We start from the raw sequence: 1,044 nt of genomic DNA, 5'->3' as shown, positions 1-1,044 counted from the left end.
GTGGTCACGGGGTGTATCTGGCCAACGGCAACGCCTGCGGTGACCGTGCCGTCACCGACTTCCTGGTGACGGGCCGCCTGCCCGAGCGTGACCTGAGCTGCTGACCCGAGGGGATTGCGGCGCCGCGGAGGCGGCTCACACGTTTTTCTCACCCTGTGCCGGTAGAACGATGGGGTGAACGAACAATCCGCCGCGAAAGTGCTGGTGGTCGACGACGAGCCGAACATCCGCGAGCTGCTGTCGGAGGCCCTGGAGCTGAACGGCTTCGCCGTGCGGACGGTCTCGGACGGCCGCCGGGCGCTGGAGGAGGTGGCCCGGGAGCGGCCGGACATCATCGTGCTGGACGTGATGATGCCCGGCCTGGACGGGTTCACGGTGGCGCGCAGGCTTCGTGAGGCCGGTGACAGCCCTCTGGTGCTCTTCCTGACCGCCAAGGACGCGGTGCCCGACCGGATCGCGGGGCTGACCGCCGGCGGCGACGACTACGTGACCAAGCCTTTCAGCTTGGAGGAGGTCGTGCTGCGGTTGCGGGCGATCCTGCGCAGGACGCGCCCGCCGGAGGAGCAGGCCGACGACGGCGTCCTGCGGTACGCGGACCTGGAGCTGGACGAACAGGCCCATACCGTGCGGCGGGCCGGGCGGCCGATCCACCTGTCGCCGACGGAGTTCAGCCTGCTCAGGTATCTGATGATCAATGCGGGACGGGTGGTCAGCAAGGCGCAGATCCTCGACGGCGTGTGGGACTTCGACTTCGACGGTGAGAGCAGGATCGTCGAGTCCTACATCAGCTATCTGCGGCGGAAGATCGACGCCGGTGGGCCGCCGCTGATCCACACCCTGCGCGGGGTGGGTTACCGGCTGCAGAGCACGTCGTGAGGGTGGCCCGCCGTCCGTGGCCGCTGCGGTTGCGGCTGCTGGTGGCTCTGCTCGGCCTGGCGGCGGCGGGGCTTTCTGCAGCACCGTCCAGTCCGGCCTGCCGACGAACCTGACGCGCACGGTGTCCGTCCTGGCGCCCTTGCGGAACGCGATCGGCGCCGTCAGGCG

General features: G+C 69.6%; 2 protein-coding genes. Both read left to right on the top strand.

The features are described from left to right. Positions 1 to 11 precede the first annotated feature (11 nt). Entirely contained in the window at positions 12 to 104 is a 93-nt protein-coding gene (locus tag ACWCSD_RS53080; protein ID WP_449927678.1) for an alpha/beta hydrolase, read from the top strand. A gap of 70 nt (positions 105 to 174) precedes the next feature. Continuing rightward, on the top strand, positions 175 to 876 hold the full coding sequence (locus ACWCSD_RS53075) for a response regulator transcription factor (RefSeq protein WP_449927675.1): 702 nt from the start codon (positions 175 to 177) through the stop codon (positions 874 to 876). The last annotated feature ends 168 nt before the right edge of the window (positions 877 to 1,044 follow it).

The organism is Nonomuraea sp. NPDC001684 (genome assembly GCF_053596515.1).
Note: the sequence above shows the minus strand (reverse complement) of the source record. Positions and strands in the feature narration are given on the sequence as shown.